This window comes from Acidisoma sibiricum (assembly GCF_057837225.1).
Genome location: NZ_CM174445.1, coordinates 2,794,416 through 2,817,916, shown reverse-complemented (window position 1 = coordinate 2,817,916; position 23,501 = coordinate 2,794,416). Strand labels below are relative to the sequence as shown.

Sequence of the window (23,501 nt, the reverse complement as noted above, 5' to 3'; positions counted from 1 at the left end):
CGCGCCATGGCTTTTCTCGCGACCTTCCTGATCCGCCGTCTGGCGCAGGGCGTGCTCATCGTGCTGATCGTGTCCTTCGCGATCTTCGCGGCGCTGCGCCTTGTGCCGGGTGACCCGGCACGCCTCATTCTGGGCCCCATGGCCAGTGACGCCGTGGTGGAGCAGACGGCGCGCGAGATGGGCCTGCGTGACCCGATCCCCGTGCAATATGTCCATTGGCTGGGGCATGTGCTGCGCGGGGATCTTGGCACCTCCTTCATCAAGGCGAAGTCAGGCGGGGAGGCGGCAGGCGGGCGCGATGTCTCCGCCCTCGGTGACAAGGCGACCGTCGTCGAACTGCTGGGGCAATCCCTGCCGATGACCTTGCAGCTGGCCGCACTCGCTCTCGTCTTCGCCTTCCTGATCTCCGTCCCGATCGGCATTCTGGCGGGGATGAATTCCGGCGGCTGGTTCGACCGGTTTGCGGTCTATCTAGGCTCGGCCTTCGTCTCCATCCCGAATTTCTGGCTGGCGATCGTCTTGGCTCTGGTGGTGACGGCCGAGCTGCAATGGATTCCCTCCATCGGCTATCAGAACTTCGCCTATACCATCCTGCCGGCTTTCGTGATTGCCATTGAAATGTCGCCCATCTTCATGCGCAGCCTGGCCAGTTCCATCGCCTCAGCCCGCCAGCGCAATTTCGTGGCATTGGCGGATGTGCGCGGCCTTTCCAAGCGCCGCATCTTTTTCCGCCATATCCTGCGCAACGCGGCCGTGCCGGTGCTCAATATCTTCGGCGTGCAGATCGGCGCGCTTCTCGGCGGCGTGCTGATCGTCGAATATATCTTCAACTATCCCGGTATCGGGCTGCTCACCGTGCAGGCGGTGCTGGAACGCGATTTCCCGGTCATCCAGGGCGTCGCGCTCATCTCCGCCTGTCTCTTCGTCGTGATCAATATCCTCGTCGACCTCGTGTCGACGAAGATCGACCCGAGGTTGGATTTCTGATGTCCTCAGACACGACAGCCGTCACCGTTCCGCCGGTCGCCCGCGCGCGCATGGAAACACCGGGCCGGCGAATCTGGCGTGCGACCTATGCCCAGTTCGAGTTCAAGCTCGGCCTGTTCCTGCTCATCGTGCTGGTGGGCACGGCGCTGATTTATCCGCATATGACCAAGCTCTCGCCCACGCGCATGCATATCATGCAGCGTTTCTGGCCGCCGGCCTTCCTGCCCGGCGGGCATTGGACGCATCTGCTCGGCACTGACCAGCTGGGGCGTGATCTGTTCCTGCGCTCCCTGATCGGTCTGCAGAATGCGCTGATGATCAGCGTCTCGGCCGTGCTCATCATGTTCGTGGTGGGCGCCATCGTCGGCCTGCTCGCCGGTTTCTATGGCGGCATCATCGACACGGTACTGATGCGCATCACCGACGCGCAATTGGCCGTGCCCGTCATCATCCTGGCCATCACCATCCTGACGGTGCATCGGCCGAGCCCGGAAAGCGTCACCCTCGTGCTCGCCCTCTCCGGCTGGCCCGGCTATGCCCGCGTCGTGCGCTCTGTCACCTTGGCTGAGCGGCAGCGCGAATATGTGCGCGGCGCCAAAATTCTCGGCGCTTCGCCCATCCGCATCATGCTGCAGATGATCGCCCCCAATGTGCTGCCGCCCATCGCCTTCGTCGCCGTGCTGGATATCGCGCGCATGATGATCTTCGAGGCGATCCTGGGTTTCATCGGCATCGGCGTGCAGCCGCCGACGCCCACCTTCGGCAATATCATCGCCGACGGCCGCCAATACCTCATCAATGCCTGGTGGATTTCCACCATGCCCGGCGCCTTCCTGTTCACGACCCTGCTCGGCATCAATCTCGTCGGCTCCTCCATCGAGCGCGCGCGCAATAAGGTTCTGGAGGGGCGGATCTGATGCAGGCCACGGCAACGACGCCGCTGCTGCGGCTCGACAATCTCTCCATTCAGCGGCCGGACGGGTCCTCCGTGCTGGCGGGCATTGATCTGACGGTACCGGCCGATGGCGTGCTCGGCATTCTGGGGGAAAGCGGCGCCGGCAAAACGACGCTCGCCAAGGCCATGGCGGGCTGGGTCTCCGACCCGCTGCGCGTCACCGCCGGCCAGGTGCAGTTTCGGGGGCAGGATCTGCTCACCCCAGCCGTGCAGAGGCAGGTGCGTCCGCGTATCGGCTTCATCGGTGCTGACCCTGGCAATGCGTTCGACCCAACGCTGCCCGTCGGCGTGCAGATCATGGAAAAGCTGCTCGCCGTCAGCCCGGATACGGAGGCGGCAGAGGCCAAAAGGCGCGTCATCGCGCTGCTCGATGCCGTGCGCATCCCCTCCGCCGCACGGCGTTTCGCCGAATTCCCCGGCCAGTATTCGGGCGGCATGCTGCAGCGCGCGGTGATCGTGGATGCCATGATCAACGAGCCCGATCTGCTCATCTGCGACAATATCATCCAGCCGCTGGACGTGACGGTTGCGGCCCAGATCGTGCGGCTGTTGAAGGAGCTGCGCGCCCGCACCTCGGCCGGCATCGTCTTCATCACCACCTCGGTGCCCTCGGTCGCGGAAATCGCCGATGAGGTCGTCGTCATGGCGGGCGGCCGCATCGTCGAGCGCGGCCTGCCCATGGACATCGCCCGCGCGCCGCAGCATGCCGTGACGCGGGAACTGGTGGCGCGCACGCCGCGCATCTGGACGGGTGAGGCCGTGCCTGAGCCCACCGCCCATGATGTCGCCCCCATCCTGCAGGTCTCCGAAATCACCAAGACCTATACGGTGAAAGACCGCAGCCGTTTCTTCGGCAGACAGAGCGTGCAGGCGGTGCGTGGCGTCAGCTTCGATGTCTTTCAGGGCGACAATTTCGGCCTGGTGGGGGAATCCGGCTGCGGCAAGTCCACGCTCTCCCGGCTGCTCTCCTGGGTGGAGGAGCCTGACCAGGGCGCCATCCTGTTCGAGGGGCGCAATATCGCCGAGATGACCGGGCGGGAGCGTTTCGCCATGCGCCGCGGATTCCAGTTGCTGTTGCAAGACCCCTATAACTGCCTGCCGCCGCATCTGCCCGTGGGTCGCACCATCGGCATGGCGCTGTCCATCCATGGCGTCGGCAAACGCGAAACGGCTGAGCGGGTGCGCGCCGCCATGGATGAGGTCGGGCTTTCACAGGATGATCTGCATCGCCTGCCGGTGGGGATGAGCGCGGGGCAGCGCCAGCGCGTCAATATCGCCCGCGCCTTGGTGCTGGAGCCCAAGCTGCTCATTCTCGATGAGACGCTGTCGGCGCTCGATCCGGTGGAGCAGGGGCGTCTGCTGGGTCTGTTCGAGCGGCTGCAGGCCAAGCACGGGCTGACCTATCTCTTCATCTCGCATGACCTCGCCATGGTCCGCCGTGTCTGCACCCGCATCGCGGTGATGTATCTCGGCAAAATGGTGGAGATTGCCGATACCGGCGGCGTCTTCTACGATCCTGGTCATCCCTATACCAAGGCGCTGCTCTCGGCGGTGCCGACGCTGGATGAGCGGCCCTACCGGACCGAGGATGTGCTATTGGATGGCGAGCCGCCGAGCCCGATCGACCTGCCGCCCGGCTGCTCCTTCACCGCCCGCTGCCCGGAAGCGATCACGACCTGCCGCATTAAGGAGCCGCCTTTGTGGACCCGTCATCATGGCCGGCTGGCGGCCTGCCATGTCACCGCGCCGTCCACTCAAAGCTGACAAACCGAAACTGAGACGATCATGATCGACACTATCCGCCTGCATCGCCTGATGGACGCCTTCATGCCCCATGGCGGCACGCCCGATGGCGGCATGCACCGGCTGACGCTGTCCGCTGAGGATGGCGCGGCGCGCGATCATCTCGCGGCCTGGTTTGCCGAACAGGAAATGCGGCTCACCGTCGATGAGATGGGCAATATGGTCGGGGTGCTCGATTGGGCGGGGCCGGATGCGCCGGTCGTGATGACGGGCTCGCATCTCGATAGCCAGCCGCGCGGCGGACGTTTTGATGGCGCCTATGGCGTGCTCGCCGCCTGTGAGGCGGTGCAATCTGTGCGCGATGCGATGGGCGCCACGGGCCGCGCTCCGCGCTGCAACCTTGCCATCGTCAATTGGACGAATGAGGAAGGGGCGCGCTTCCAGCCCAGCCTGCTCGGCTCATCGGTCTATACCGGCATGATGACGGCGGAAGACGCCCTCGGCCGCCGCGACGGCGACGGCATCACGGTATCCGATGCCCTCAAGGCCATCGGTTATGACGGGCATGACACATTTCCGCACCCCCAGGCCTATATCGAGCTGCATGTCGAATGCGCGAAGGTTCTGGAGGAGAGCGGCCAGCATTTCGGCGCCATCACCCGCCACTGGGGTGCGGTGAAATACCGGCTCGCTTATATCGGCCGCCAGGCCCATACCGGCCCGACGCCGATGGCCGATCGGCATGACGCACTGCTGGGGGCCGCCCATCTCATCGCTGCCCTCGGTGCCATGCCGGCCCGCGCCGCGGGCGTGCTGCATACCTCCGTCGGGCGTCTGGAAGTCTCGCCCAATTCCCCCAATGTCGTGCCCGGTGAGGCGGTGATGTTCATCGAGCTGCGTTCGCCCGATCAATCGGTGCTGGACTGGGCGGAGGCTGAAATGCTGGCGGCGGCTGATGAAGCGGCAGCCCTCGCCCGCGTAACGCATGAAACCCGCTATATCGACCGTCGTCCGGTCGGCTATTTCGATGAGGGGCTGGTTGCCCTTGCCACCGATTGCGCCGCCGAACTTGGCCATGCCACGACGCGACTGGACACCATCGCGGCGCATGATGGCATCAGCATGATCCCGATCTGCCCGTCCATCGTCGTCAATGTGCCGAGCGTCGGCGGCGTCTGCCATCACCCGTCCGAATATACGGCACCGGAGGATATCGAGCTGGGCACGGAGATTCTGGCCCGAATGCTGTTGAAACTCTGCGATGAAGGGCTGGATGTGCTGAAGGGACAAGCGTGACGATCGCAGAGGCCATCGCTGCCACGCCCTGGGCCGGCAGCCATCTGGCGAGCGGCGTGCCGGCCGTGGCCTCGCCGATGTGGCAGGCGGTTGAGTGGTCGAACGGCGTCGCGAACCTCAACGGTCAGCAGGCTTTCGTGAAATGCCTGGAGCCCGACATGGCAGGCGCGGTTGACGCCGTGGCCGCCTATGAGGGCGCGCAGGCGGCGGCCGGGCAGGGGGTGGGGCCGGCGGTTCTGTTCGCGTTCGATGACCGGCAGACCATCGGCTTTCGCTATCTCCCGCCTCCCTGGCGCAGCGCCTGGCTGGGCGATTTGCAAAACGCCGATGTGCTGGCTTCCGTCATCACTGCCAAAAAATCCATGCGGCGCGCGGTGGCTTTGGCGCGCGTCTGGGACGTCTTTGCCGAATTCCGCGCCTGGCTCGCCCGCGCTGATGAAACGGGCACGACGCTGCCGCGTGACATGCCGGCACTCGCGAAGATGGCAGCCCAGATCGAACAGGCCGTTGCGGCGTCCGGCTTTGACCGCGCCCCCGGCCATAATGACGGCCAGGCGTCCAACATCATGCTGGGGCCGGATGGCGCCATCATGCTCGTCGATTTCGACTGCGCCGGGATGAGCGACCCCTATTACGACCTCGCCGCTTTTCTCGGCGAAGCCTGCCTGTTTGAAACGGACTGGCGCCACGGCATCGAATTGCATGACGGCACCTGCACGGAGGCCACGCTGCTGCGCTGCCGCGCCTATAGCGTGGTCGATGATCTGCTTTGGGGGCTGCGCGGCCTGGTTCTGTCTCACACCTCGCCACGTCGCGGGCTGGAATTCCTGAAATACGGGGAGTGGCGGTTGCTCCGTGCGCGCTCCGCGCTGCGCGATGCGCAGATCCCCCAGCGCCTGCATCAGATCTAGGGTCGCCGATGGAAAGACGATTGGGAGAGGCTGAGAACGCGGCCGAGGCTGACCTGGAAGCCGCTATCCGCCGCGTGCCGCAATGGGCCGGACAATCGCTGCGCTATGCACCGGTCTCGGGTGGCATCAGCAACCCCAATTGGCGTGTCTGGGTCGGCGACTCACCCGCCAGTTTCTTCGTCAAAATTCCCGGCAAGGGCACGGAAATGTTCATCGACCGCGCCGCCGCGCTGGATGCCAGCCGCTGCGCCGCGTCTTTAGGCATCGGCCCCCGCGTGCATGAATTTCTGGCAGCCGACGGGATCGAAATTTCGGACTTTATCGAAGGCCGCCGGTCCTGCACGCATGTCGATTTCCGCAATCTTGATCTTTGCCGCACGGCGCTCGACGTCTATCGCCGGCTGCATGATGCGACCCCGCTGGTGCTGACCAAGACGGTCTTCGACATGATCGACGAACATGTCGAACAGGTGAAAACACTCGGCGGCTGGGTGCCACCGGATTTCGCTTGGCTGAACACGGAATATCGCCGCGCGCGGGCGGCGCTGGAGGCCTCGGGCCTCGACCTCGTGCCCTGTTTCAATGACCCGATGGCCGGCAATTTCATGGTCGATGATGCTGGCACCATCATGCTCATCGACTACGAATATGCCTCAAACAACGACCGCTGCTACGACCTCGGCATCTGGTTCGGGGAGATGTTCTTTGATGAGGCGACCGAGCTTGCCTTGATCGAGCATTATTTTGGCCGCGTGACCCCCGCGACAGTCGCGCGCGTGACGGTCCATAAGGCACTGGCCGACGTCAAATGGGCGACCTGGTCCATGGTGCAGCAAAAGGTGTCCGCCCTCGACTTCGATTTCTTCAAATACGGCGTCTGGAAGCATATGCGCGCCCGCGCCGTGTTTCTGGACCCGCGCTGGGATAGCTGGCTTGCTGCGGTCTGACGCGCGGACGGTGCTCAACCAAGCCAGGTTCTGACCGCTTCGCTGATAAAGGCGGCGTCGGCGTGATGATGCGTCGGGTTGCCGGCACGGTGGCCCCAGATACTGGGGATAGGGTGCAGCTTGGCATGGCGCAGATGGGCCAGTTCGCTGAGATTATCCGCGACCGGGAAATAGCGGTCGGTCTCACCCGGCATCAGCAGCACGCGCGCCTCGATCGCGGCCAGCGCCGCATCCAGATCGCCGCCGCGGGCAATATCGCTCGCCTTCCAGGTCAGCAGCTGGGCATAGAGATCGGCTGCCGGGCGGCGGGCGAAACGCGCCTCCCAATCGGTCACCAGGAAAGTTTCCAGATCCGCGGCGCCGAGCGCGCTTTCATGCAGTCCGGCGCGATAGAATTCCTCGCTCAGCGCCCAGCCGGCATAGATGCGGCCGAAGGTGCGGATCGCGGCCTGCGGCTCGGCGCTGAAGCGCCCCTGGCCGAGATATTCAGGGGCGGCTTCCAAGGCCGCGAGCAGGCTGAGCAGAAACACCGTGTTGAAGGTCGCGGTGCGCGCACTGCCGCAGCAGATGATGGCGCGCGCGATTTGCTGCGGATACAGCGCCGCCCAGTGATAGGCCTGCTGCGCGCCCATCGACCAGCCATAGGCCGCGTGCAGATGGGTTACACCCCATAGCGTTTCCAGCAGCTGCCGCTGCGCGCGGACATTATCGACATGCGTCACCAGCGCCGGCCAGTCGGGGGTGTTGGACGGGCTGGAGGACAGGCCATTGCCGAACATATCGGGAATGACGATGAACCAGCGCTCGGGGTCCAGCACCGCATGCGGGCCGATCAGCCATTCCAGGTCAGGATGGCGGGCGCTGTAGCTGGTCGGATAGAGCACCACATTGTCCCGCGCCGGAGACAGCCTGCCATGGGTCTTCCAGCTCAGCCTTGCATCCTTCAGAACGCCACCAGCGCTGAGCGGCAGATCGCCGAGGGCGAACACGCCTTGATCGGTGGGCCAGTGAGGCATCCGCTGTGATCCTTGCGCGAGAGCCTGAACGATGATCCCTCTCGCTTGCTCCAGTCTAGTCCAGCTTTGCGTTAAGAATGTCAGAATGGGTTTTGGGCGGTCACAGGTCTAGCTTGCTGCCCATAGCCTGGAATCGAAGCGGAAACCGCGCTTGGACGCGATGGCGGCCTGGCCTGCGCGCGGATGGCGGGGATTGAGCAGGAGATTGGCGCTTTCCGGCACGATAGCGGAGGGCACATTCAATACCGGAGACCGCTGCTGGCGCAGCCACAAATCGCCGAAGGCGCGGGGGTCAGCCGGAGACTGCGCCAGCGTCTCCACGGGCAAATCGTCAAGATCGATAGCGAGAAGAACGAAATCCTCGGGCAGCAGTTCGGGGGGCAGATCGAGATGCACGCGCACTTCCAGCACGGCCAGCGCCGCGGTCTCGGCCAGATAGACCAGCGGAGTCCCTGGGCTGTTCCAGCGTCCGCCGTAAAGCGCGGCCCCATGGCCCCCGAGGTCGGCATAGGCGTCGCGGCACAGGCGCCAGGCGATCATGGCTGGGTGAGGGGGCTTGGGCGGAGGACGGGCTAGGCCGCGATGCCATGGCCGATGCGGCCGAGCAGCGTTTCCACCCGCCGCGCGCCTTCATCGGTATCGAGCAGATCCAGCGGCTTTTCTCCGGCCAAAGCCGTCGTCGGCCGGCGCAGCCAGGCATGCGCCTTGTCAGGCCTGCCGAACGTCTCCTCGGCGGCAGCGATCAGCCGCGCGACGCGGACCAGCCGGTCTGACTGTTCCGGCGTCAGCGCGCCCAGCTTGCGGCGATGCATGAGTGTCTTGCGGGGCAGCACGATGCGGTCAAGCTCCGCCAGCGTCAGGCGGCCGCTGCCCAGGATGAATTCGATGGTCGAGACCGGCAGGCCGCGGCGGATGAGGGGAATGATGTCGGTATCACCGCCCAAAGCCGCGGCTCCGCCGATGACATCCGCGATATGCAGGGCGGTCGGGAATAGGGTGGGGCTGGTGATGCTCATGGCCACTTCCTGGCGATATGCCCACTATAGGCGTGCATATCGCCAAAGGCAAGCGATCAGACAGCCGGGCGCGCGGGGCCTTGTCCGGCCCCCGTTTCATGGATGGCTGTGGCAATCTCATCCAGTTCCTGCGGCGACAGCGACAGAGTGGCACCCGGCGCCCAGCCATCCACCTGCGCCGCGCTGCGCGCGCCGACAATGGCTCCAGTGACGGCTGGCCAGGACAGAACCCAGGCAATGGCAACCGCCGGCACCGGCACGGACCGCCGCCCGGCGATCTGCCGGAAAACGTCCGCCAGAGCCAGATTCCGGCGCAGCGCATCACCCTTGAAATTGTCGCTGCGCGACCGCCAGTCATCCGCACCCAGCTGGCTTGCGCGTTCCGCCGTAAAGCCGCCGGTCAGCAGCCCGGCCTGCATCGGGCTATAGACGATAACGCCCGTGCCATGCGCCTCGCACCAGGGCAGCAGCGTCTCGGCCGCGCCGCGCTCAATCGCCGAGAAGGGCGGCTGCAGCGTATCGACATGGCCCAGCGCCTCGGCGGCCGCGAGCTGCTCGGCGCTGTGGTTGGACAGGCCCACCGCGCGCACCTTGCCTTCGGCTTTCAGGTCCAGCAGCACCTGCCAATAGGCCTCGATCGGGGTGCCGTCCTGCGGCGGCCAATGCATCTGATAGAGATCGATCCGCTCAACGCCCAGACGGCGGAGCGACGCCTCCACCTCATGCCGCAGGCTGTCCGGGCGGCCGACGCGGCTCGGCATGGCCTGTGGATTGCCCTCATCCCAGACCAGCCCGCCTTTGGTGAAGACGAAGGGGCGGGCGTCCGGGCGCATGCGGCGCAACGCTTCCCCGACCACGGTTTCCGACCGGCCCAGGCCATAGACGGCGGCGGTATCGATCCAGTTGACGCCGTGGACTTCCACCGCGTGACGAATGGCGGAGATGGAGTCCTCGTCGTCCTGGTCGCCCCAGCCGGCAGCCCAGTCACCGCCGCCCAGCGCCCAGGCGCCGAAGCCGACGGGCGTTATCTTCAGATCCGTCTGGCCGAGACGGCGCAGCGGCATGGGGGCATTGCTGTCGCTCATGGCGCGATCCTCCTTTAGGGGCAATAAACCTGTGTCGAGCGGCAGATGGGGCCTGTTGGCTAAATCGCACGTGTTTTTGAGGAAGCCCTGCCTCCGCGCCGCGATCAGCACTCCAGAATTTAACATAATATATCTTCTGCGATGTTTATGGCCGCGATGGTGGGGGGCAATGGACAGATGTCACTCTGCGCCAAGGCGCGCTCTGTCCTTCAGCGATTTGTGCGCCCCGCTTAGCCGGGTGGTCCGGCCGCGATGGATAGGCGCCACATCCTGCGCGCCGATCCTGGCATGACGGCCGCGTTCCATGATCGGTGGGTGCATGCCTGGCACAGATGGTCCGCTGATCGGCGCTTCCGATGCGGACGCCCCCCTGCCCCCACGGCCCCCGATCGTAAAGGTCTCTGAACGACAACCCGCGTCCCCAATCTGCGGGGGCCTGACGGTGCAGGCCATTGAAGACCTCGGCGGTCGTTGCATTAAATTAACGAAATGGTCAGATTTTGGATGTTAGGGACGGCAGGCCACGCCATGCGCCGCTGTCACGGATATCGCGGCTAGGTCACCATTTTTGCGCTGCAGCAGGCGATGCCGTCCAGGGCTACAGAAATAATGGAACATAGGCATGACTGATATCGTCGTCTCCGGTGGGGTTACGAGTACCAGCGTGATCGTGACCTCGGGGACGACACTGATCGTCTCTGCAAACGGTGTCGCGAATGACACTGTGATCAGCACCGGTGGTTACGAGGTCATTTCCTTCGGTGGCGTCGCCAGCGGCACAATTGTCAGCCGCGGCGGCTCTGCAATTGCCTCCGCCGGTGGCACGGCGAACGGCACGATCATCAACAGCGGCGGCTATGACTATGTCTCCGGCGGTGTTGAGACCAATGCGGTCGTTGCCAGCGGCGGCACCGAGGTTGTCACCGACGGGACCGATGGCGACCCCTATACGGGTGCGACGGTCAGCACGGTCGTCAGCAGCGGCGGCGTCGAGCTTGTCTCGTCCGGCGGCGCGGCCAGCGCCACCATCCTCTCGGGCGGCACGCTGGATCTGACCTCGGGCGCGGCCACCGCTGCCGGCATCGATTTCGCTGCAAGCGGAAGCGTGCTTAAGGTTAGTGACGCAACCGCGACGCCCACCACGGCCCTTGTCAACCTCACCCCCGGCGACCAGGTCGATGTGACCTTTCTGGCATACGTCTCTGGCCAGTCGAGCGCGACGCTGGATGGGACGACGCTCACCATTGCCGAGGGTGGGAACACCGTCAATCTCACGCTATCCGGCGGTGCCACCAGCGGCTTTATCCTGGGCAATGATGGCCATGGCGGAACCCTGCTGACGCTCCACTTCGCCAATAACGTCGTCGTGTCATCGGGCGTCACGTCCTCAGGAAATACCGTCAGCACCGGCGACAGCATCACGGTTCTGTCCGGCGGCACCGCAGAAAATCCGGTGATCACCAGTGGCGGCAGTCTGGTTCTGAGCAGCGGCGGTACTGTGGTCGGCTATACCTCCGATACCGGCGCGAGCATCAATCTGGGTGCGATCTATCTCTCCTCCGGTGGTGAGATCATCGGTGAAGGCAACGTGACTTCCGGCCTCATCGTAAGCGCCGGCTGGACGGAAGTGGTGCTCTCCAGCGGCGACGCCATCAGCACGCTGGTGAGCAGTGGCGGAAAGGCCATTGTGTCCTCGGGCGGCGAGCTGGACACGGCAACGGTCAGTAGCGGTGGCACTGTTTTGGTCTCTGCCCTGGGATCGAGCCTGGATGACCCCATCTCCTCCGGCGGGGTGGAAGTCGTCTATTCCGGCGGCTGGGGTGAGGATGACACTATCAATGCCGGCGGCACGGAGATCATCTCCTTCGGCGGCACAGGCTACGAGCCTTATGTGCGGGAGCGCGGCCTGCTGATCGTCTCCTCCGGCGGTTTCGCAGGCTACGGTTCCATCAGCGGCGGGACCGTGATCATCGCCTCCGGCGGTTATGGCGAGGAAAATTACATCTCCAGTGGCGCCGTTCTGTCGGTTTCATCGGCGGGGGTCGCACAGCAGGATTATGTGAGCAGCGGCGGCACCGAGATTGTGTCCTCCGGCGGCCTCGCCATCAGCACGACGGTCACCAGCGGCGGCAGCTTTGTTCTCGATAGCGGCGGCACTTTCGTCGGCTACCAGTCTGCCGGAGGCGCCCATGTCGATCTCGGCGATGTCTATCTCTCGTCCGGCTCGGACATCATTGGTAAAGGCAATAGCCCCTCTGGACTTATCGTAAGCTCCGGCTGGACCGAGGTTGTTTTGTCCGGCGGTCGCGCGCTCAGCACGGTGATCACCAGCGGCGCCCAGGCCTTCGTCTATTCCGGCGGCGTCGCGAGCGGGACTGTCGTGAACAGCGGCGCCTATGAGGCCGTCAGTTCCGGGGGCATCACGATCAGCGCCACCGTCAACGGTGGCGGCGACTATATCTATGCGGGCGGTATCGCGAGCGGCATGGTCATCAACCGCGACGGGTATGACGAGGTATCGGCGGGTGGCGTCACGATTGGGACGACGGTCGCCAATGGCGGGGAATATATCTACTCGGGTGGCAACACGACCGGAACGGTCATCGGCAGCGCCGGCGAATCCTATGTCTATTCGGGCGGCATCGCCCGCGGCACCGTCATCAACAACAGCGGGATCGCCTATGTCTATTCCAGTGGCACGGTGTCCGGCACGGTCATCAATAGCGGGGGGTTCGCCTATATCTCCGGCGGCACTGCGATCAATTCCGTGGTCGGCAGCGGCGGCACCGAAGTCGCGACCTACGAGTATTATTCAAGCATTCTCACGACCGGCACGACAGTGGGCACGGTCGTCGGGGGCAGCGGGGTGGAGGTCGTCTCCAGCGGCGGTCTCGCCAGCGCCACCATCCTGTCCGGCGGCGTGCTGGATCTGACGTCAGGTGCGGTCACATCCGGCGGGATCACGTTCGACGCCGATGGCAGCCTGCTGCAGGTGAATGACGCATCCGCCGTGCCGGCCGATGCGCTCGTCAGTTTCATCGCGGGAGATAGCGTCGATTTCACGTATATGCCCTATCTGTCAGGCGCGTCGAGCGCGGTTCTGGACGGCAATGCGCTGACTGTGACCGAAGGCAGCTCCACCGCACAATTGACCCTGTCCGGTGGGGCCACCCATGGCTTCACCCTCAGCGATGACGGCCATGGCGGCACGCTGCTGACGGTGACGCCCACGCATATCATCGTCTCGTCGGGCGTTATCTCGACAGGCAATACGCTGTATGCTGGCGACAGCATCACCGTCCTCTCCGGTGGAACCGCGGTCGATCCGGTCATCAGCAGCGGCGCCAGCCTGGTTCTGAGCAGCGGCGGTACTGTGTTCGGCTATACCTCCGATACCGGCGCGATCATCAATCTGGGTGCGATCTATCTCTCCTCCGGTGGTGAGATCATCGGCGAAGGCAATGCGACCACCGGGCTTGTCGTCAGCTCTGGCTGGGTCGAAGTGGTTCTGTCCGGCGGCACTGCGATCAATTCCGTGGTCGGCAGCAGCGGCGGCGAAGTCGTCTCCGCCGGCGGCACGATGATCGGAACGGTGCTGAATGGCGGTGTCGGCTATGCGGTGGCGGGTGGCGTTGCGATTGGCACCACTGTCACCAGTGACGGCAAAGACTATATCATCGAAGGCGGCCTCGCGCGCGGAACCATTGTCGGCAGCGGTGGCAGTGAGATTGTCGTGGCCGGTGGCCAAGCCAGTCGCACCATCATCAATGGCGGTGGCCAAGGCTATGTCTACTCGGCCGGCACCGAGATTGCTGCAGTCATCAACAGCGGCGGCAGCACCTTTGCCTATTCCGGCGGCACTGAGGTCAGCACGCAGATCAGCAGCGGCGGCGTTGCGTTTGTGTCCGGGGGCACCGCGATCAGCAGCCTTGTCGGCAGCGGCGGCACCGAGATTGTTGCGATCAGCGGCATCACCAATGCCACCACGCTGTCCGGCGGCACGCTTGAACTGACATCGGGGGCTACCGCGTCCGGCGGGATCGACTTCGCCGGCAGCGGCAGCCTGCTTGTGGTGGATGACCCCTCCGCCGTGCCATCCGTCCCGCTGATCGATTTTACCACGGGTGACAGCGTGGACCTAAGCTATCTCTCCTATCTCGGCACGGGCGCTTCCACCGCTGTGCTCCAGGGCGATGTGCTGACCATTACCGAAGGGGGAAGCGCGGTCTCTCTGATCCTGTCCGGTGGCGCGAACGGCGGCTTCGTGCTTGCCTCCGATGGCCATGGCGGCACGCTGCTGACGGTGAGTGCGAGTTCAGGCAGCTATGTGGTCTCCTCCGGCGCCACGATCAGCGGGGTTTCGGTCGGGAGCGGCAATAGCGTCACCGTTCAATCCGGCGGCACCGCGATCGACGTCTCCGTCCAAAGCGGCGGCTTCATTCTGGTCGCATCAGGCGGCGCCACCACCGGAACCACCCTTTATGCCGGTGGCCTCGAAGTCGTGTCGTCCGGGGGGACCGAGAATACCAGCCTGTTGAGCAATGGCGGGGTCGAACTGGATCAGCCCGGCAGCATCGCCGACGCCAATCAGGTCGAGAGCGGCGGCTCGCTCATCGTCATTCCCGGCAGCGTCGTCTCTGGCACGGTGACCGATGGTGGCATCCTCATCTCCACCGGTGTCGTCACCTACCTGCCGGCGCTTCCGGCCGTCACCACCACCGCAGGCGTGTCCAACCAGGTGCTGGGCAATGGCGACCTGCTCTATGTGCTGTCCGGTGGCAGCGCGGGCAGCACGGTGGTGCAGAGCGGCGGGTCGCAATTCGTCTATTCAACCGGAGTTGCGGCCAATACCACGATCTCCAGCGGGGGCAGCCTCGTCGTCTCCTCCGGCGGCAGCGCCACCAATGCGCAGCTTTCGGCGGGCGGCACCGATATCGTCTTCTCCGGTGGTCTGGCGAGCGGCACGATCGTGTCGAGCGGCGGTTCTGAGGTGGTCAGCAGCGGGGGCGCGACGTTCGGCTCGGTTCTGCTGGCGGGCGGCACGGAGGTCATCGCCGGCGCCGGCGCCGTCAGCGACCAGGCGGGCAGTGCCACGGTCAGCGTCAGCGGCGGGGTGCTCTCTGCATCTGTGAACAGCGGCTCGGTGCTTGCCACGGGAACGGGCAGCGCGACGATCCAGGGACCGGCGACCGGGGCGGCGACGATCAATGCCGGCGGCGGCGGCACAACGGTGACAGGCGGCGCTGGCGCCATGTCGGTCGGTGGCGGCAATGGCGGCACGCTCGATTTCGTGGGGGGTGCGGGCGCGGCGACGGTCGGCGCTTCCGGTTTCAGCGCCGTCACGCTCTATGGTGGCAGCGGATCGGGCTCATCCCTCCTGATCGGGGGCACCGGCAATAGTCTGGAAGTCGGCACAAGTGCGACGACCGGAGAGACCGCCTTCGTCGCGGGCACGGGCAATTCGACCTTGCTGGGCGGCACCGGCACCCAGGCGCAGCAATACTTCACCAATCCCCTCGGCAATACCGGACATGTGACGATCACGATGAATGGCGGCGCCTCGACCGTGATCGGTGGCTCGGGCGCGGCGACGGTCGTGGGCGGCAGTGGCAAGGACGTGTTCGGTTTCGTCAACGGCCATGCCGGCGGCACGGTGACGATCATCAACTTCCACAGCGGCGACACTATCGGCTTCAAGGGCTATGGCTATAGTCTTGAAAATGCCCCGACGGAGACGGTCGTCAACGGCAATGACGTGATGTCGCTCAGCGATGGCACGTCGATTACCTTCATCGGCATTGATCATAAGTTCTTTTAACCCAGCGGCAGTGGGTTGAGGCGGCAGCGCCTCACCCCTGCCTGCCTGGCCGAAGCGATCTCTGTTACATAGATCGGTGGATTGATAAGCCATCGGGCCAGGGCGCCTGCCCTGCCCCGTCTGCGCCATTGCCGGCGCTCTGCGGTGACCGCGCAGAGGCACGGCGGGGCCGCGGCTTTCCACCTAAGCGCCATCCTTGCCCGCGACGGATGACAAAGCCGGCGGCATGGGGCTAATCTCACGCGTGTGCCTTATGATGCGCGCAAAGATGGGCGTTTCGGTACAATAACATTGGTTTCAACGGACTAAGCCATGCCGGACCGTCTTCGGGACCTGTCAGGCGCGGCAGCGGGACGCAGGATGAACAGCTGGGATGACACGAATACGGCCCTCCGCCATGTCGCCGATCGCCAGATTTTCTTCGTCGGTGGCGCGCCCCGCTCGGGCACGACCTGGCTTCAGCAAATCATCGACAGCCATCCCAATGCCTGCTGCAAGGGCGAAGGGCTTTTTTCAAAGAACCTCTTCCCCCTGATGGAAGCCTTCCTGGCGCAGCGGGCGAAGGATCTTGCGGCCAAGAATGAGGCGCTGTTTCAGCATACGAAGGGCTATCCCCTGCCGCCAGCGGCAGATGGCGACTTCCTGGCGGCGACGGTGATCCTGCTTGCGCTGCGGCAGCAGGCCGAAGGCCAGGACTATCTGGCCTATGGCGAGAAAACGCCGGAGAACGTCTTCCAGTTCGCACGGTTCCGGCGGCTGTTTCCGCGTGCAAGGTTCGTGACCATCGCCCGTGATCCGCGCGATGTCCTGACATCCGCCTGGCACTTTTTCCGCAAGCCTTTGCCTGGCGAGGATGATGTGGCGGAGAGGTTCGCCTTCATTCGGAGCGCCCTGCCGTCACTCTCCGAGGGCGCCAAGGTGACGTTGAATTTTACCCAGCACCATCCCGACGTCAGCCATGTGGTGACCTATGAGCGATTGCGCCGGGACCCCGCGCCGACGATCGCCCGTCTCTTTCGGTTTTTAGGCCTTCACGCCGATGACGGGATTGTAGCCGAGTGCATCGACCGCACGTCTTTCAGCAAAGCGACCGGCGGTCGCCCGGCGGGCGTCGCGCAGAATGGCGCCTTTATGCGCAAGGGCGTGGTGGGTGACTGGACATCAACCTTCACGCCGGCGATGAACGATTTGATCCTGGCCGAGCTTGGCTGGATGTTTCCGCATTTTGGATGGACAGCATAGTCCATCGCATCACTCCGGCGGGGGATAGTCGTCATCCCGATCCGACGACCCGGCCGGGGTGCCAAACGGCGCCCCCGTTCCGGCATAGACGGAGAGAACACGCGCGGGGCCGTCGCTGAGTGCGACCATCGCGTGACCCATGCCGGAATCGATATAGATGCTGTCTCCCGTCTTCAAAACCAAGGGAGCGTACAGCTCGGTATGAAGTTCGATCATGCCCTCGAGAACATACATCCATTCCTCGCCGTCATGGCGGCTGAGAGGCCCCCATTCGTCGGCGTTGCGGACGTGGACGGTGGTAATCATCGGTACCATCCGCTTCTGGCGCAGGTCGGTGGCGAAAAGCTCGTAGCTGCGGCCCATGGATGGAATTTTGAGGGCGCTACCGGCGGGGTTGATCGCGCGGCGGCCGCTGATGGGCAGCGGCTCACGCTTGTCGCCCGTCAGGTCATCAAGCGACAGGGACAGCGATCCCATGATCTTCATCGCGGTTTCAAAGGAAATGCCGGTCTGATTGTTTTCGATTTTGGACAGTACCGGCACGCTGACGCCCGTCGCTTCGCTCAGGGTTTTCAAAGTCCAGCCCCGGCTTTGGCGAAGCTCCGTCAAGGTGCGGCCGATCGTCTGGGTCAATGTGGCCGCTGACATAATAGCTCTCCAAGACCTGCTGACGGACCTTCCACTGCTGGCGCGAGCGTCTTTCTGGAAAGAAACACAGGCGCGCGGGAAATTCAACGCCTGGCGATGAAGGGTCGTGCCCGCCGCGGCGAAATCGGAAGATTGCCTAGGTTTTGTACACTGCACCCGTCCCAATCTCGAAATATCAACCGTTTCAGGCAAACAGCGGTTCCCGAAACTGCCTGCCAATTGACCACAATGGCGCGAATGAGGTCAGGTGGAAATTTTCTTGACAGAAACTTCGGCCCGGTTCGGAATTGCCGACAGAACCGTTTCGCATCCCCTCCCCTGCGTCTCACGCCAATCCGGCTTCCCCTTTCATTGCGAGGACAAGGCCCATGATCAGACCCTTCGGTTATCCGCGCCCGATGGCACTCTCCCGGCGTCGCTTGCTGCAAAGTTCTGCCCTCGGCCTGGCGGCAACCGCTTTGGCGGGCGTCGGCTTTTCGCCACTGGCGCGCGCGGATGACACGCCCAAGCGCGGCGGCGTGCTGACGATGGCGCGCACCGCGGATGTCGTGTCCTTCGAGCCCGTCGTGCCCTCGGACAATATGTCGATCTGGGCCAAGCTGCTGATCTTTCAGCTCCTCATCCGCACCAATCCGTCCGGCGACGGCGTCGTGCCCGATCTCGCCACCAGCTGGGACATTTCGGACGACAAACGCACCTATACCTTCCATCTCAATCCGAAGGCGGCCTTCTCCGACGGCACACCCGTGACCTCCGAGGATGTGGCCTTCTCCTTCGGCCGCACGATCTATGACAAGGATTCCCCCTGGGGCTCGCTCTTTCCGAAGCTGACGATGGAAACGCCGGACGCGCATACCATCATCTTCAAATTGCAGCAGGATTGGGCGCCGTTCCTGGCCGCAGCCTCCCTGCATGGCGCGGCGATCGTGCCGAAGGCCTATTTCAACAAGGTCGGCGTCAATGTCTTCGGCGACAAGCCGATCGGCTCGGGCCCGTTCATGCTGGCCGAGTGGAAGAAGGGCGACAGCGTCACCTTCGCGCGCAATCCGCATTTCTGGGACCCGTCGCGGCCTTACCTCGATGGCGTTGTCCTCTCCATCATCGCCGATGACAATGTGCGCATGTTGAAGGTGCAGTCGGGTGAAATCGACATCGGCACGCAGGTGCCATTCAATCAGGTCGACAAGCTGAAGCATGTGCCGGGTCTCGATGTCCAGATCGTGCCCTATACCCGCATCGACTGGATTCAGTTCAATGAGAAGCTGCCGGTCTTCCAGGATGTGAAGATCAGGCAGGCGATAAATTATGCCGTGGACAAGGACGCCATCATCAAAGCCGTGCTTTTCGGCTATGGCGAAGTGCCGACCTCCTTCCTGCCGAAAATGTTCATGGCCGATGTCACCGACAAGCCGTATCCCTATGATCTTGCCAAGGCCAAGGCGCTGATGGCGGCAAGCACCATGCCGAATGGCTTCACCGCAAAATGTCTCATCAATACCGGTGACACCATTTTTGCCCAGGTTGCGCAAATCGTGCAGCAGATGCTTCTGCCCCTTGGCATTAAAATGACCATCCAGTCTGAAGAAGGGAATACGGTCTTCGCTCAGACAAGTGCCGGCCAGTACGAGATGGCGCAGGGCTATATGACGAGCGATATTTTTGACCCCTGCGAGCTTGTCGCCTTCGCCGGTGCCGGTGATGAGGGCTCGGACTCTGTCTGGACCTTCTACAACAATCCCAAGGTCGACCAGATGGCGACAGCCGCCCTGGGTGAGCTGGATGAAGCCAAGCGCCGCAGCCTCTATCTCGATATGCAGCGCCAGGTCTTCTCCGACGCGCCCTATCTCTGGCTGTACTGGACCCCGGCGATCAGCGCGATCCGAGAGCAGGTGCATGGCTTCAAGGTGTTGCCGACGGGCAATTACTGGCTGGAAGATGTGTGGAAGAGCTGACGGCGTCTCATGCCGCTCCGCACGCCCTTCCCCTCTAGCGTCATGCGCGAACGCAATCCGCGTATGACGGACATGGGCGGCATCGAGACGATGCCGCTCGCTGGTCTCGGGCAATAGGAATGCTGACCTATATTGTTCGCCGCCTGTTGCTGATGATACCGGTGGCCCTTGGCATAACGCTCGCGGTGTTTCTTCTGGTGCGCCTCATTCCGGGCGACCCGGCGCGGGCGATCCTTGGCATTCACGCGACCCCGGTGCTGATGGCCGCCGTGCGCGCCCGCCTCGGGCTCGATCGCGGCATCGGCATGCAGTACCTGCTCTATCTGAGAAGCCTGATACACGGCGATTTCGGCATATCCTACTATTATGGACAGCCGGTCGCGCGGCTGGTGCTGGACCGTATGGTGCCGACGCTGGTGCTGCTGCTCTACAGCACCGTCATTTCTCTTATCATCGCCATTCCGGCCGGCATTCTGGCGGCGACCCAGCAGGGGCGCGGTGCGGATCATGTGCTGCGCGTGGTCGCGACCGCGGGCCTTGGCCTGCCCAGCTACTGGACGGGCTTCATCCTCATACTGCTGCTGTCGGTGACCTTTCATCTCTTTCCCATTGCAGGCTACGGCAATACCTGGGGAGCGCGGCTCTATAACCTGTTTCTGCCGGCCCTGACCTGTTCGCTCAATGTCGCTCCCCTGGTCATGCGGGCGCTGCGCACCAGCCTGGGCGAAGCGCTCGGCGCCGGCTTCATCGATACCGCGCGCGCCAAGGGTCTGCCGGGCCGCGTCGTCCTGCTCAGCCATGCCCTGCGCGTCGCGATTTTGCCCGCCCTCAACATTCTCGGCCTGAATATCGGCTTCCTCGTCGGCAATACCGTGCTGGTCGAGAATGTCTTCGCGGTCCCGGGCCTCGGCCAGCTCATGATCAGTTCCATCGGCACCCGGGATTACCCGACGATTCAGATGGTGACGCTGATGTTCGGCATCATTGTCGTGCTGATCTATCTCATCACCGATCTTGGCCAGATCATGCTCGATCCCCGCGTCCGGCGGAGCGAGATCGGATGAGGGCCTGGCCGCGTAACCTCAAGATCGGTCTCGGCCTGATGCTGGGCTGGGTCCTGCTGGCCGTGTTCGGTCCCATGCTGCTGCCGGGTGACCCGACGACCATGGACCTCATGCATTCGCTGCATCCGCCCAGCCTCGCCTTTCCCTTCGGCACCGACAATCTCGGCCGCGGCGTCTTCACCCGCATCGTCTATGGCAGCCGGATTGATCTGCAGATCGCACTCTTCTGCGTCGTGCCTGCCTTCGTCATCGGCACCACCGTCGGCATGGCCGCGGGGTATTTCGGCAAGTTGACCGATGCCATTTCCATGCGTCTGGTCGATATCGCGGTGGCCTTCCCGTTTTTCGTGGCTGTCATCGCCATTGTCGCGGTGCTCGGTCCCGGTTTGAAGAACATGTATATCGCGGTCGCCGCCGTGGGCTGGGTCAGCTACGCGCGCATCACCCGCGCCGAAATTCTGGTCGTGAAGCAGGCCGATTACGTGCAGGCGGCGCGCCTTCTGGGCTTCGGCAATACCCGCATCCTGGCGCGCCATATCCTGCCCAATGTCATCGTTCAGGCCGCCGTCTATGCAACCTCGGACGCCGTGCTGGACATCTTCCTCGGCAGTTCGCTCGGCTGGCTCGGTCTCGGGGCGCAGCCGCCTTTGCCGGAATGGGGGCTGATCATCGCTGACGGATACAGCTTCGTCAGCCAGGCGCCCTGGATCAGCGGCTTTCCGGGCTTGGCCATCGTGCTGCTCGCGATCTCGCTCAGTCTTCTGGGAGACGGGCTGGCGGATGCCTTGCGGCCAGAACTGGGGCGGACCTAGGCATGGTTGATCTCCTCCAGGTCGATCATCTCGGCATCGGCATTCCGCGCGGCGACAGCCCCATTGCCCTGGTGGAGGATGTCTCCTTCACCATCCGCGCGGGTGACAGCTACGGTATTGTGGGCGAATCCGGCTGCGGCAAAAGCACCACCATCCGCGCCATCATTCGCCTGCTGACAGGCAAGGCGCGCATTACCCAGGGTGGTGTCCAGTTCGAGGGGGTGGATCTGGCGCGGGCCCCGGAAAGCGCGCTCCGCTCAGTCCGCGGTGCCGGGATCGGTATGGTGTTTCAGGACCCGCTCACCGCCCTCAATCCGGTCATCACAGTCGGACAGCAGATTGCCGAAGGGCTGCGCTATCACGGCACCCGGTCGGCCGCCGCGCGGCGGGAGAAGATGCTTGAGGCCATGCGCCTCGTCGGCCTGCCCGATCCGCCCCGCATCGCAGCCGCCTTTCCGCATGAGCTGTCGGGCGGCCAGCGGCAACGCGCGGCCATCGCCATCGCGCTGATCGCCTCACCGCGCCTGCTTCTGGCCGATGAACCGACAACGGCGCTCGACGTCACCATTCAGGCCCAGATCCTGCGTCTGCTGACCGATCTTCGCGCCCGTCTGGGCATGGCGCTGGTTTTGGTGACGCATGATCTGGGTGTCGTCGCGCAAACCTGTGACCGCGTGGCGGTGATGTATTCCGGCCGCATCGTTGAGGAGGCACCGATCCGGCGCCTCTTTGAGGCTCCGCGCCACCCCTATACCGTCGCCTTGCTGAACTCGATCCCCCGCGGCACCCGCGCCGGGCATCCGCTGCTGCCCATCGCCGGCATGCCGCCCGATCCGGCGCAGCGCCCCCCGGGCTGCAGTTTCGCGCCACGCTGCCCGAACCGGCAGCCGGATTGCGCGGTCACGCCGCCGGGCTGGACGCCCGAAGCGGATGGCGGCGGCTTCGCCTGCTTTCATCCGGCCCAGGCCGACGCGGGGGTGCGGCATGGTTGAGCCGCCACTGCTATCCGTCATCGGGCTGGATAAATACTTTGTGCTGCGCCGTTCTCTGGTCGCGGGCCTGATGGGCGCGCCGCCCCGGCGCGTGCAGGCGGCGCGCGACGTCAACTTCACCGTCGGACACGGCGAAAGCTTCGGACTTGTGGGCGAATCCGGCTGCGGCAAAACCACCCTCGGCCGTCTGGTGCTGGGCCTGATGCCGGTCGATGACGGCGCCATCCGGTTCGAGGGGCAGGATATCACGACGGCCGATTCATCCGGTCGCCGCGCTTTGCGCCGCCAGATGCAGATGGTGTTCCAAGACCCCTATTCGTCGCTCAACCCGCGCATGCGCATCGGGCGGGCGATCGCTGAGCCGCTGCGGCTGCACCGCATTGTGCCGCCCGATCAGGTGGAGCATGAAGTCGCCCGCCTGTTGGAACGCGTGGGCCTGTCACCGGCTGCGGCCAACCGCTATCCGTCCGAACTGTCGGGCGGCCAGCGGCAGCGTGTCGGCATTGCCCGCGCGCTGTCGGTGCGGCCGAAACTGCTGGTGGCCGATGAGGCGGTCTCGGGCCTTGATGTGTCCGTGCGCGCGCAGGTGCTGAACCTGCTTGATGATCTGCGGCGGGATCTGGGTCTCACCCTGCTGTTCATCTCCCATGATCTCGGCGTCATCGAATATCTGTGTGAGACGGTGGGCGTGATGTATCTCGGCAGCATGGTCGAGAATGGCCCGACTGCGGCGGTGTTTGCTCAGCCCGCGCATCCCTATACGCGCGCGCTGCTGGCCTCCATCCCACGCGCCGATCCGGCGGCGCTCCGCACCGGCGAAACGCCCCTCGCCGGTGAGCCGCCGAGCCCGGTCAATCCGCCCTCCGGCTGTCCCTTTCGCACCCGCTGCCCTGCGGCGCAGGCCATCTGCGAGACACCGCCGCCGCGTGTAAAACTGCCGGCGGACCGCTGGGCCATCTGTCATTTTGCCGCTGAGACGATGAACGCCTCTGCCCAACAGGGCTGAAGAAGAAAAGG

18 protein-coding genes are annotated in these 23,501 nt (G+C 64.3%); 13 read left to right on the top strand and 5 right to left on the bottom strand.

Annotation, left to right across the window (positions count from 1 at the left end; genetic code table 11):
• Nucleotides 1–6 precede the first annotated feature (6 nt).
• From AC3G7M_RS13420 to AC3G7M_RS13395, 6 genes are read left to right on the top strand one after another with little or no spacing between them, the layout of a single operon-like run.
• On the top strand, nucleotides 7–987 hold the full coding sequence (locus AC3G7M_RS13420; protein WP_489212574.1) for an ABC transporter permease: 981 nt from the start codon (nucleotides 7–9) through the stop codon (nucleotides 985–987).
• Complete coding sequence (locus AC3G7M_RS13415; RefSeq protein ID WP_489212573.1) at nucleotides 987–1,904, top strand: ABC transporter permease; 918 nt, start codon at nucleotides 987–989, stop codon at nucleotides 1,902–1,904. The genes AC3G7M_RS13420 and AC3G7M_RS13415 overlap by 1 nt, the downstream gene beginning before the upstream one ends.
• Nucleotides 1,904–3,706, top strand: a complete 1,803-nt coding sequence (locus AC3G7M_RS13410) for an ABC transporter ATP-binding protein (protein WP_489212572.1) — start codon at nucleotides 1,904–1,906, stop codon at nucleotides 3,704–3,706. Before AC3G7M_RS13415 ends, AC3G7M_RS13410 begins: the two co-directional genes overlap by 1 nt.
• A gap of 21 nt (nucleotides 3,707–3,727) precedes the next feature.
• Nucleotides 3,728–4,981, top strand: a complete 1,254-nt coding sequence (locus tag AC3G7M_RS13405; protein ID WP_489212571.1) for a Zn-dependent hydrolase — start codon at nucleotides 3,728–3,730, stop codon at nucleotides 4,979–4,981.
• Complete coding sequence (locus AC3G7M_RS13400; RefSeq protein ID WP_489212570.1) at nucleotides 4,978–5,892, top strand: phosphotransferase family protein; 915 nt, start codon at nucleotides 4,978–4,980, stop codon at nucleotides 5,890–5,892. Before AC3G7M_RS13405 ends, AC3G7M_RS13400 begins: the two co-directional genes overlap by 4 nt.
• A gap of 8 nt (nucleotides 5,893–5,900) precedes the next feature.
• Nucleotides 5,901–6,839, top strand: coding sequence for a phosphotransferase (locus AC3G7M_RS13395; RefSeq protein ID WP_489212569.1), 939 nt, complete (start codon nucleotides 5,901–5,903; stop codon nucleotides 6,837–6,839).
• Nucleotides 6,840–6,853: 14 nt separating this feature from the next.
• On the opposite strand, the gene AC3G7M_RS13390 is transcribed toward AC3G7M_RS13395, so the two are convergent.
• The 4 genes from AC3G7M_RS13390 to AC3G7M_RS13375 all read right to left on the bottom strand — a co-directional run bounded on the left by AC3G7M_RS13390 (nucleotide 6,854) and on the right by AC3G7M_RS13375 (nucleotide 9,956).
• The gene (locus AC3G7M_RS13390; RefSeq protein WP_489212568.1) at nucleotides 6,854–7,855 is read right to left on the bottom strand and encodes an alpha/beta fold hydrolase; all 1,002 of its coding nucleotides are present in this window, start codon (nucleotides 7,853–7,855) and stop codon (nucleotides 6,854–6,856) included.
• A 108-nt stretch (nucleotides 7,856–7,963) separates the two neighbouring features.
• Nucleotides 7,964–8,395 carry an RES family NAD+ phosphorylase gene (locus tag AC3G7M_RS13385; protein WP_489212567.1) on the bottom strand — a complete coding sequence of 144 codons (432 nt, stop codon included), beginning with the start codon at nucleotides 8,393–8,395 and terminating at the stop codon, nucleotides 7,964–7,966.
• A 32-nt stretch (nucleotides 8,396–8,427) separates the two neighbouring features.
• Nucleotides 8,428–8,871 carry an Xre family toxin-antitoxin system antitoxin gene (locus AC3G7M_RS13380; protein ID WP_489212566.1) on the bottom strand — a complete coding sequence of 148 codons (444 nt, stop codon included), beginning with the start codon at nucleotides 8,869–8,871 and terminating at the stop codon, nucleotides 8,428–8,430.
• A 56-nt stretch (nucleotides 8,872–8,927) separates the two neighbouring features.
• Nucleotides 8,928–9,956 (bottom strand): aldo/keto reductase, encoded by a 1,029-nt coding sequence (locus AC3G7M_RS13375; protein ID WP_489212565.1) that lies wholly within the window; start codon nucleotides 9,954–9,956, stop codon nucleotides 8,928–8,930.
• A gap of 622 nt (nucleotides 9,957–10,578) precedes the next feature.
• Here AC3G7M_RS13375 and AC3G7M_RS13370 point away from each other — a divergent pair.
• Entirely contained in the window at nucleotides 10,579–15,774 is a 5,196-nt protein-coding gene (locus AC3G7M_RS13370; RefSeq protein WP_489212564.1) for a beta strand repeat-containing protein, read from the top strand.
• Nucleotides 15,775–16,086: 312 nt separating this feature from the next.
• Nucleotides 16,087–17,016 (top strand): sulfotransferase, encoded by a 930-nt coding sequence (locus AC3G7M_RS13365; protein ID WP_489212563.1) that lies wholly within the window; start codon nucleotides 16,087–16,089, stop codon nucleotides 17,014–17,016.
• A gap of 9 nt (nucleotides 17,017–17,025) precedes the next feature.
• Here the strand turns inward: AC3G7M_RS13365 and AC3G7M_RS13360 are convergent, their stop codons facing one another.
• The gene (locus AC3G7M_RS13360) at nucleotides 17,026–17,664 is read right to left on the bottom strand and encodes a helix-turn-helix domain-containing protein (protein ID WP_489212562.1); all 639 of its coding nucleotides are present in this window, start codon (nucleotides 17,662–17,664) and stop codon (nucleotides 17,026–17,028) included.
• A 368-nt stretch (nucleotides 17,665–18,032) separates the two neighbouring features.
• Here AC3G7M_RS13360 and AC3G7M_RS13355 point away from each other — a divergent pair, with 368 nt between their 5' ends.
• The 5 genes from AC3G7M_RS13355 (at nucleotide 18,033) to AC3G7M_RS13335 (ending at nucleotide 23,490) form a co-directional block, all read left to right on the top strand.
• The gene (locus tag AC3G7M_RS13355; protein ID WP_489212561.1) at nucleotides 18,033–19,616 is read left to right on the top strand and encodes an ABC transporter substrate-binding protein; all 1,584 of its coding nucleotides are present in this window, start codon (nucleotides 18,033–18,035) and stop codon (nucleotides 19,614–19,616) included.
• Nucleotides 19,617–19,735: 119 nt separating this feature from the next.
• Nucleotides 19,736–20,680 carry an ABC transporter permease gene (locus AC3G7M_RS13350; RefSeq protein ID WP_489212560.1) on the top strand — a complete coding sequence of 315 codons (945 nt, stop codon included), beginning with the start codon at nucleotides 19,736–19,738 and terminating at the stop codon, nucleotides 20,678–20,680.
• Nucleotides 20,677–21,492, top strand: a complete 816-nt coding sequence (locus tag AC3G7M_RS13345) for an ABC transporter permease (protein WP_489212558.1) — start codon at nucleotides 20,677–20,679, stop codon at nucleotides 21,490–21,492. The genes AC3G7M_RS13350 and AC3G7M_RS13345 overlap by 4 nt, the downstream gene beginning before the upstream one ends.
• Nucleotides 21,493–21,494: 2 nt before the next feature.
• Nucleotides 21,495–22,484 (top strand): ABC transporter ATP-binding protein, encoded by a 990-nt coding sequence (locus tag AC3G7M_RS13340; RefSeq protein WP_489212556.1) that lies wholly within the window; start codon nucleotides 21,495–21,497, stop codon nucleotides 22,482–22,484.
• On the top strand, nucleotides 22,477–23,490 hold the full coding sequence (locus tag AC3G7M_RS13335) for an ABC transporter ATP-binding protein (RefSeq protein WP_489212555.1): 1,014 nt from the start codon (nucleotides 22,477–22,479) through the stop codon (nucleotides 23,488–23,490). Before AC3G7M_RS13340 ends, AC3G7M_RS13335 begins: the two co-directional genes overlap by 8 nt.
• Nucleotides 23,491–23,501: the final 11 nt, after the last annotated feature.